The sequence below is a fragment of the Rathayibacter tanaceti genome (assembly GCF_001634385.1).
Taxonomy (GTDB): domain Bacteria; phylum Actinomycetota; class Actinomycetes; order Actinomycetales; family Microbacteriaceae; genus Rathayibacter; species Rathayibacter tanaceti.
Genome location: NZ_LIIN01000121.1, coordinates 1 through 8,637, shown reverse-complemented (window position 1 = coordinate 8,637; position 8,637 = coordinate 1). Strand labels below are relative to the sequence as shown.

Here is an 8,637-nt window from a genome sequence, read left to right as displayed (position 1 = left end):
CTCGGCGCCGGTCCCGCGGGACAGCACCCGCTCGATGCCGAGCACGGCGACGTCGCGATCCCCCGCCTCCTCCAGTGCATCGCCCGCGTGGTCGAGGAGGCGCGCCAGCACCGCCCGCGCCGGCGCCGGGCGGCCGTCGAGCGGGTCGACGAGATCCCCGGTCGTCCCGTGGCGGCTGGCGAGCCAGGAGGAGGCGGCGATGACCGGCGTCGGCAGCGGCGCCGGCGCGACTCCCACGCTCTGGTCACGGACCGCGGTCTCAGCGAGCGCCCGGGTGAGCACCGCGATCAGCGCGGCGTCCTCGGCGTGCAGTGGCACGTCCGCGATCCGCACCTCGACGGTGGGGTGGGCCCTCGAGAGCCGCGCGTCGAAGTAGAGCATCCCCTCGTCGAGCAGGACGCCGCACGAGGTGAGAGCAGCGACGACGCTGCGGTAGCGGTCGACGTCGCCCCAGACCTCGGCCGGTCCCGCGGTGGGCCAGCGCCCCCACGACTGGTAGCGCCAGCTCTGGAAGCCGGTGTCGGCTCCGGCGCAGAACGGGGAGTTGGCGCTGAGGGCGAGCAGGGCGGGCAGCCAGCCGCGGAGGCGATCGAGTACCGCGATCCCCTCCTCCGGCGACGTGACTCCGACGTGCACGTGCAGCCCACAGGTGAACTGCTCGCGCGCCACCAGGCCGAAGCGCTCGGCGATGCGGGTGTAGCGCTCGTCGGCCGAGAGGTGCGGCACGAAGGCGGCGGGGCTCGTGCCGACGGCGACGGCGCGGGCGCCCGCCGCACCCGCGGAGTCGTCGGCCAGCCTCCTCCCGTCGACCAGACCCGCCAGCAGCTCGTCGTGGGTCGTGGCCGGAGCACCCACGGCCTCGATCTGCTCGACCTTCAGCTCGGCGGCCAGAGTCACCGCCGCCGAGGCGCGCGCCGACCGGAGCAGCAGCGGCGCGACGGGCGAGGGGACGAACGTCGAGGCGTCGACCAGGAGGTACTCCTCCTCGACCCCGAACGTGCGCACGATCAGCGCCCCGTCCCTCGTCGGAGGAGTCGTCGCCCGGTCGCGCTGCAGCCCACCCGGTCATCCCATCGCGCCGCGGACCCGCGGGGCAAGCACCATCGGCCGATCGTCAGCGACGGAGGCGCGAGCACGGGGCCCACTCGCGCGCCACGGCCGGGGCGCCTCCGAGCGGAGCCCGGCCCCGCCCGGCAGGATGCAGGGACATCGATCACCGGAGGATCCCGTGCCCGTCAGCACCCCAGAGCAGCTCGACTACGACGTCGCCATCATCGGCGCGGGACCGGCGGGGACGGCGGCGGCCCTGCGCGCCGCCGAACTCGGGGCCCGCGTCGTCGTGCTCGAGGCGGCTCGGGTCGGCGGCACCTGCGTCAACACCGGCTGCGTGCCCACCCGCGTGCTCGCGAAGACCGCGCGGATGATGCGCGAGACCCGCTCCGCCGGCGACTACGGGATCGACGTGGGCACGCCCTCCCTCGACTGGACCGCCACGGTGCGGCACGTGCACGAGCGCGTCGACCTGGTGCGCTCGATCAAGCGCGAGGCACAGCGCTTCGAGGAGGCGGGGGTCGACCTGATCCACGAGGGGCGCGCACGCTTCGTCGACGAGAGCACCCTGGTGCTCGACAGCGACCGCAGGATCCGAGCCCGCTCGATCCTGATCTGCGTCGGCGGGCACTCACGCCGGCTGCCGATCCCCGGGGCCGAGCTCGCGACAGTGCCCGAGGACGTGCTCGGGCTGGCCGAGCTGCCCCGCCGAGTCGCCGTGATCGGAGGCGGCAACACGGGCGCGCAGCTCGTCACCGTGTTCAACGCGTTCGGCTCGGAGGTGACGCTGCTCGACGTGGCGCCGCGCATCCTGATGACCTCCGACTCCAGCGTGTCGAAGCACGTGGCAGAGGCCTTCGACCGCCAGGGCGTCCGCGTGCGCACCGGGATCGAGACGGTGTCGGGCATCGAGCGGCAGGACGACGGCTCGCTCGGGCTGACCTGGCGCGACGGCGGTGAGCAACAGCGCACTGAGGTCGACGCCGTGATCATGGCGACCGGCTGGCCCGCCGACGTCGAGGACCTCGGGCTCGAGAACGCGGGCATCGAGGTCGTCCGCTCGGCCATCCCCGCCGACCAGTACTTCCGCACGGTCGTGCCGCACATCTTCGCGGTCGGCGACGCGAACGGACGCGACATGCTCGTGCAGGCGGCGCAGTTCGAGGCGGAGGCGGCGGCCGAGAACGCCGTGCTCGGCGCGAACCGGCGCACCCCGCAGCACCTGCTCCCCGCCGGAGGCTTCACCGATCCGGACTACGCCGGCGTCGGCTTCACGCAGGAGCAGGCGCGCGAGCGCGATCCGCTCTGCGTCGTCGCCTCCGTGCCGTTCTCGCACCTCGACCGCGCTGTGATCGACGACCGCGAGAGCGGCTTCCTCACGCTCATCGCGGACCGCCGCCGCGAACTGCTGCTCGGTGCGCACGCCGTCGGTGAGAACGCGATCGAGGTGGTGCAGTCGGTGACCACCGCGATGGCCGCGGGAGTCGACCTCGCGACCCTCGCGAACGTCCGCTTCGCGTACCCGACGTACAGCGCGGTCATCGGGATGGCAGCGCGCGCGCTGCTGGCGGAGCCGGCGCGGGCCGCTGAGCTCGAGTGAGGGACGGGCGACCCGGGCGGGCGTGAGCCGATCGGGGCGAGCGTGAGCCGGCCTGCGGGCACTAGCCGACCAGCGGGAGCAGCGCCAGCCCCGAACCGGCCGACCACCGCCTCCGAATCATTGATGACGGGCACTTTCCGCCCGTCCCTCCGAGAGGAACCCCGTGCCCATCCCCGCTGTCGACTACAACCACATCCGGCTCACCGTCCGCGACATCGCCGTCTCGCGACCCTTCTACGACTCCGTCTTCGGTTTCGACGTCGCCTTCGAGGCGCCGGCCGCGGATGCGCCTCAGGAGGAGAAGGAGAAGCTGGCCTTCGTCTTCGGTGGAGTGATCTACGAGTTCCCGGGCGGGCTGCTCGGCCTGCGCCCCGTCGCCGAGGGTGGAGACCACTTCGACGAGGACCGCATCGGACTCGATCACGTCAGCTTCGCGGTCCCCGACCTCGATGCGCTGAAGGCGGCCGCAGCCGTCCTCGACGACCTCGGCATCGAGCACGAGCCGATCAAGGACACGGGCGGCGCGAGCATCCTGGAGTTCCGCGACCCCGACAACATCGCGCTCGAGATCACGTCGCCGAGCTGATCGGCCGTCACAACGAAGGCTGAGGGACCGCCAGGCGCCGGAAAGACGCGCATCCAGGCTCTCAGCCTTCGTTGTGCAGGCGGCGCCAACGGTACGGGGTCGTGGTCGAGACGCGGACCAGGCCGGCGCGCTCAAGGATGGGCCGCGAGTACTCGGTCGAGTCGCTGTGCACGAGGGTTTTCCCCATGCTCTGGGCGGAGGCGGCGCGTGCGGCGGTGACCAGGCCGTAGAGCCCGCGTCCGCGGAAGGCCGGCAGCGTCGCTCCGCCCCAGATGCCCGCGAAGTCGGTGCCGGGGACCGGCTCAAGCCGGCCACCAGAAACCATGCGGCCGTCGACCTCGGCGACCCACAGCTCCATACCGTCGCCGCGCGCCAGACGGGCGACGAGGGAATCGGCGATCGCCACGTCGACCTCCTCCTCGAAGGCGTCGTCGATCATGGCGCTGAAGGCCCGGACGTCCGGCTCGTCGACGACCCGTCGCAGCTCGACCCCCTCCGGGACCGGGTGGTCAGAGAGGAGTGCCTCGACCGGCCCGATCATGATCGATTCGGGCTCCTCCGGGGCGAAGCCGCAGGCCACGAGCGCGTCGTGCAGGCCGGGAGCGACGTCGTGGCCGCGGGTCTTCCACTCCACCTTGAGGATGCCCGGGTCGGCCTCGAAGTGGGCGCGGGCGGCGGCGACCAGCTCGGTGACGCGCGCGGTGCAGGCTCCGCCGAGGTCGCGGTAGGTGACGAAGCCGCGGCCGCCCGCGAAGGTCACCAGACGCAGAGGCCCCTCGCGCGTCACGGAGACGGCGCTCGGGGTCTCGGCGTCGGACCGCAGTTGCTCGTCGTAGGCGCGGAGGTAGTCGATCGCCCGGAGGCCGTCGGTGCTCATCCGGCACAGGCTAGCGGGAGGCGGTCAACCTGTCACGCGGGCGATCAGATCCTGGATGAAGGGGATCGCGTCCCGCGCCTGGTCGACGCTCGCGAAGGCGGTCGCGAACAGCGGCCAGACGGAGCCGACGAGTGTGGCGACGACCGCGGCGACCGCGAACACCCAGGCGAGGGGCGCGTTCCGCGAGAGGAGCGCGAGACCGAGGAAGGCCAGGCCGACGGCGTAGCCGACGACGATGGAGAAGACGATCGCGCCGACCGGGACGTCGAGCGCGCCCGCCGTGCTGCCGTCGGCCGCGCCGATCAGTCCGAGCACGGGCAGGAGGACGGCGACGACGACCACGACGCAGAGCACGACACCCGTGGCGAGCGCGGCCCAGGCGGCGCGCGGCCTGCGTCGCGCACCGCCGGACGAGCGGGTGCGCACGGCGCTACTCCCGACCGGAGGCGGGGGCCGGGGCGGGTCGATCGGCGCGAGCGTCGGCGTCGTCCAGGTCGCCCTCCTGCGAATCGGCGGCGGCGTTCGAGTCGCCGGCATCCTCCGCTGGCGCGATCTCGACGCTGGTCGTGCGCGGGTCCGCCTCCTGGTCGACGGGCTCGACCTTCACCCGGACGACGAACTCGGTCGTCTCGACGGCGGCCGGCACCGGGACGGAGCGCCTCGGCCCGCCGTCCTCGGCCTCGTCAACGCCGTCGTGCTCCCGCTCCTCCTCGCGGTCAGCGGCACGCTCGACGCGCTCGTCCGCCGCGCGATCCAGCGCGTCCGCGGCGTCGTCCGCGGCGTCCGCGAGCGTTCCGCGGGCCGAGGCGACCGTTCCCGAGACCCGATAGCGGGCCGAGGCGACCGCCTCCGACGCGGAGTCGCGCGCATCGGCCGCCGCTCTCCTCGCGGTGTCGATCAGCGGCTCGGCTTCGTCCTCCTCCGATTCGACCGGGTCGAATGGACCGAGCACGTCGGTCGCCGCGACGTTCACGACCACGTGACCCCCGGCGACCGGCTCGGCGACACGCTGCACCTGCTCGCGCACGGCGTCCAGCACCGCGCGGACCGGGTGCGGGTACTCGATGACGAGGTCGATGTCGACGGTGAGCACGCCGTCGGGCGTCGAGACCGTGACGCCGGGGCGCGTGCTGGTGCCCAGCACCCGGCGGGAGGCGCGGTCGAGGCCCCGGGCGACGGCGCCGCCGAGCTGGTGGACGCCCTCGACGCGGGCAGCGCTCTCGGCGGCGGCCGTGGCCACGCGGAGCTCGGTCGACTCGGGCTCGGTGGACTCGCCCCGGGGACGGGTGCGCTCGACGGTGCCGAGCTGGATCGGATCGGACATGGGATGCTCCTTCAGCTGTCGACCCGCCGGGGCGGGCGCTCTCCGGCCCTCCCGATCGAGAGGGCCGAACGGTGGTGCCGCGGCTACTGCACGCGGGCGGTGCCGCTCATCCTGGTGCGCAGACCGCTGACGATCTGGATGACGACGGGGATCTCCTGACCGAGCAGGGCGTCCCAGCGGCGGACGGCCTCGTCGACCGTCTTCCGGGCGCGGACCGGGGAGGCGCCACGGCGGGTGTGCGCGGTGACACGCAGCACCTTCTGGTGGCGGATGTCGAACGCGGTCACGTCGACCGCGACGATCGCCGGATCGTGCGCGAGCGCCTCCTCGAGGACCTGCTCGGCGACGGCCGCGTCGATGCTCACGGAGCCGCCCGTGGGCGTCCCCGCTCCCTCACCAGAGCCGACGCGGATCAGCGTCCCGGTGCGGCCCCGTCCCTGACGGACGATGAAGCGCACCAGCAGCAGGATCAGGACGATCGCGGCGGCCGCGATCCCCCAGAGGATCCACGGTGCGCCGCCCGAGAGGGCCTCGCCGGTGGGATCGACGGCGTCCTGCGCGGCAGCGGAGACGGACTCCTGGATCTGCGGGAGCAGCGACCCCGCAGCGACGGCACCACCGGCGACCAGGAGCACGAGGCCCACGACGAACAGGAGCAGCCGGTTCAGGAATCGGTTCGTGGTGGTCATCAGCGGACGGTCCCCTTCTCGGACAGGCGCACCCGCGAGCGCAGGCGCGGGGTGCAGTCGTAGGTGGCGAGCTCGGCGTCGACGGCCTCGCGGATGCTGCCGACGTCGGTGCTGCGGCCGGAGGTGCGCGACACGGTGACTCCCACGGTGCGGGCGCCCACCGACACCGACACCTGATCGGGGTCGATGTCGCCGGCGTGGCTCGCCGTCCTGGCGACGGCCTGGGCGATCACGCGGTCGTCGACCACAGCGGCCGTGCGGTCGATGCCGACCGCGCGACGGCCGCGACGGCCGGGGGCGAACGACACGACGACCAGGGCGAGCCCGATCAGCGCGAGCACGGCGCCCGCCGCCGCGGTGAGCGCGATGGGAGCGGATGCCGCGGTGAGCAGCGCCGACGCTCCGTCCTGCGGAGCCACCAGCAGCGCCGGCTGGGCGAGGACGGCGAGGACCGCCTCCGTGCCGAGCCACGCGAACAGGAGGATGAGCAGGACGGCGAGGACGATCGCCGATCCGGAGCGGGACGAGTGGGTCTCGCGCCGCACCAGGCGCGGGTAGAGCGCCCGGCCGGCAGTGCTGGGAGTCGTCACGACACTCTCCTTCGTTCTCGGAGGTCGGCACCGGTGATCCGGAGGTCGACGCGGCCGATCGTGGAGCCCGTGAGTGCGAGGCACCGCGAGCGGATGGTCGTCTGCGCCGTGCTGAGGCGCTCGAGCAGCGTCCCGGAGGAGCGGCGGCCCGTCTCACCGAGCGGCGTGACGCGGATGGGTGCCTGCGCGAGGACGTGGAGGCGTCCTCCGTCGTCGTCGAGCTCGACCGCGACATCGGACGCGGCCACGTCCAGCGCCTCCGCGGTGACGACCGAGACGACCCGGCGCACAGCGCGCGAGCTGATCGTCGTGCGGCCGCGGCGGGCGTCGTCGGCCATCACCGCCGCGGTCATGACGACCGCCGCCCGCGGAGGGTGTCGCCGAGCGAGCGCAGATCGAGCTTGCCCTCGACGACCCTCCCGACGCCGTAGCCGATCGCCATCGCGAGGGCGACCCACAGGAGCGCCCAGAAGCCGAAGACGAGGGCCGTCAGCGCGAGGACAGCGCCGAGGACCAGGCCGAGGTGGGACGGAGTCACTTGACGCGGCTCTCGGTCTCGTCGTCCTTGTCCTTGTCGTCCGAGGGGATGTACACGTCGGAGACGGTGACGTTCACCTCGGTGACCTCCATGCCGACGACCGAGGAGATGGCCTCGGACACGGCGGAGCGGATGCTGTCAGCGAGCTTCTGGAGCGCGACGGGGTACTCGGCGACGACGGTGATGTCGGCGGCGACCTGCTTCTCGCCGACCTCGACCGAGATGCCCTGGCCGCGGTCCTGCGCGTTGATCGCGCTGCGGATCGCGCCGATCGCGCGGGCCGCTCCGTTGCCGAGGTCGTGCACGCCGGGGACCTCGCGGGCGGCGATGCCGGCGACCTTCTCGACGACGCCGTCGGCGATGGTGTTCTTGCCGGCCGAGGTGGCGGTGCCGTGCTTGGCGGAGGAGCCGTTGGCGATGCTGGTGGGGGTGACGGTGGTCATGGTCTTCTCCTGAGGGCAGTGGTCGCGGCCCTTCGGCCGCGGTGCTCACGATCCGTGGCACATGATGAAGACGTGGCCCGGGGCCCGGACGTCCCGCTGGTTCAGCCAAGGTGCAGGGAACACCGCGCACGGATGCGTTTCGCGGCCAGAGGTGTGCACAGGGTCGGAGGAGCTGCCGTGCAGCTGCGGTCAGCACCGCGGCACCGATGCCTCACCGTGCGAAAATCGCGCCGGCGCTCTCGAAACGTCCGAGGTCGCGGCAGCGCCCGTCGCGCGGGAGCAGGCGGGCCGGTAGACCCGATTCGCACGATCGCTCGCAAAGAAGAACGAATCCAGGGGCGATCAACGGTCGAGCTGAATTGTCGCGTCCTGGGCGATGTGGTCCAGGGCCCGCAGAGCGAGACGGTGTGCGCAGAGTGCCCGGGTGCCACCCCACCGGTCGAGCCAACTGGCCAAGAGCGGGGAAACGACCCGCAGCAGCTCTTGAGTGTCCTCGAAGATGAGCTGCGGAGCTCGCCGGACTTGAATGACAGGCGTTCCCAGCCCGGGCATCGGCAGGCCGAAGACGACCGGTTCGCAGTGACTGATCCGATTGCGCGCCCAATTCATCCTTTGTGCGAGCCGGGCGACGTCCTTCCGTGGCGCAGAGAAGCACTGCTTCAACGCCGGCTCCCAGAGGTCGGCGACGTAAGAGGATCGAGTGCCGTCGAACCTCTCCCCACCTTTCCCGAGAAGGTTCACCCATGTCCCGAGCATGACTTGAGCCACGATCTTCCCGGCGGGAGCTCCGATTCCTACAGCCCCCTCTGCATTCGCGAACGCCTCGTTCGCTTTGTTGAGGCTTATGCAAAACTCCGATTTGTCGACCCGGATGGCGCCCCCGACCAGGCCTTTCGTGGGGTGTGCTGAGGGTTTTGCATAAGCCTCGTTGTCCAAGAGG

Annotated in this window: 12 protein-coding genes; 2 read left to right on the top strand and 10 right to left on the bottom strand. The window is 72.5% G+C overall.

Annotated elements, in window-relative coordinates:
• A partial coding sequence (locus ACH61_RS12640) for a carboxylate-amine ligase (protein WP_068212526.1) occupies positions 1-1,005 on the bottom strand: 1,005 nt, incomplete at its 3' end.
• A 223-nt stretch (positions 1,006-1,228) separates the two neighbouring features.
• On the opposite strand from ACH61_RS12640, the gene ACH61_RS12635 reads away from it, so the two are divergent.
• Together ACH61_RS12635 and ACH61_RS12630 are read left to right on the top strand one after the other, a co-directional pair.
• Complete coding sequence (locus ACH61_RS12635) at positions 1,229-2,650, top strand: dihydrolipoyl dehydrogenase family protein (RefSeq protein WP_236713677.1); 1,422 nt, start codon at positions 1,229-1,231, stop codon at positions 2,648-2,650.
• A 163-nt stretch (positions 2,651-2,813) separates the two neighbouring features.
• Positions 2,814-3,236 (top strand): VOC family protein, encoded by a 423-nt coding sequence (locus tag ACH61_RS12630; protein ID WP_068212522.1) that lies wholly within the window; start codon positions 2,814-2,816, stop codon positions 3,234-3,236.
• 61 nt (positions 3,237-3,297) lie between these two features.
• Here ACH61_RS12630 and ACH61_RS12625 read toward each other — a convergent pair whose 3' ends face one another.
• From ACH61_RS12625 to ACH61_RS17495, 9 genes are all read right to left on the bottom strand, one after another.
• Entirely contained in the window at positions 3,298-4,113 is an 816-nt protein-coding gene (locus ACH61_RS12625; protein ID WP_068212520.1) for a GNAT family N-acetyltransferase, read from the bottom strand.
• Positions 4,114-4,137: 24 nt separating this feature from the next.
• On the bottom strand, positions 4,138-4,539 hold the full coding sequence (locus ACH61_RS12620; RefSeq protein WP_068212513.1) for a hypothetical protein: 402 nt from the start codon (positions 4,537-4,539) through the stop codon (positions 4,138-4,140).
• Positions 4,540-4,543: 4 nt separating this feature from the next.
• Positions 4,544-5,437 carry an Asp23/Gls24 family envelope stress response protein gene (locus tag ACH61_RS12615; protein ID WP_068212511.1) on the bottom strand — a complete coding sequence of 298 codons (894 nt, stop codon included), beginning with the start codon at positions 5,435-5,437 and terminating at the stop codon, positions 4,544-4,546.
• Between the two features lie 83 nt (positions 5,438-5,520).
• Positions 5,521-6,126 (bottom strand): hypothetical protein, encoded by a 606-nt coding sequence (locus tag ACH61_RS12610; protein ID WP_068212508.1) that lies wholly within the window; start codon positions 6,124-6,126, stop codon positions 5,521-5,523.
• Positions 6,126-6,716, bottom strand: coding sequence for an Asp23/Gls24 family envelope stress response protein (locus ACH61_RS12605; RefSeq protein WP_068212507.1), 591 nt, complete (start codon positions 6,714-6,716; stop codon positions 6,126-6,128). Before ACH61_RS12605 ends, ACH61_RS12610 begins: the two co-directional genes overlap by 1 nt.
• Entirely contained in the window at positions 6,713-7,069 is a 357-nt protein-coding gene (locus tag ACH61_RS12600) for a hypothetical protein (RefSeq protein WP_068212506.1), read from the bottom strand. Before ACH61_RS12600 ends, ACH61_RS12605 begins: the two co-directional genes overlap by 4 nt.
• The gene (locus ACH61_RS12595; protein ID WP_068212505.1) at positions 7,066-7,254 is read right to left on the bottom strand and encodes a DUF2273 domain-containing protein; all 189 of its coding nucleotides are present in this window, start codon (positions 7,252-7,254) and stop codon (positions 7,066-7,068) included. The genes ACH61_RS12600 and ACH61_RS12595 overlap by 4 nt, the downstream gene beginning before the upstream one ends.
• Positions 7,251-7,697, bottom strand: a complete 447-nt coding sequence (locus ACH61_RS12590) for an Asp23/Gls24 family envelope stress response protein (RefSeq protein ID WP_068212504.1) — start codon at positions 7,695-7,697, stop codon at positions 7,251-7,253. The genes ACH61_RS12595 and ACH61_RS12590 overlap by 4 nt, the downstream gene beginning before the upstream one ends.
• A gap of 342 nt (positions 7,698-8,039) precedes the next feature.
• On the bottom strand, positions 8,040-8,637 hold a 598-nt coding region (locus tag ACH61_RS17495; protein ID WP_201787610.1), incomplete at its 5' end, for a hypothetical protein.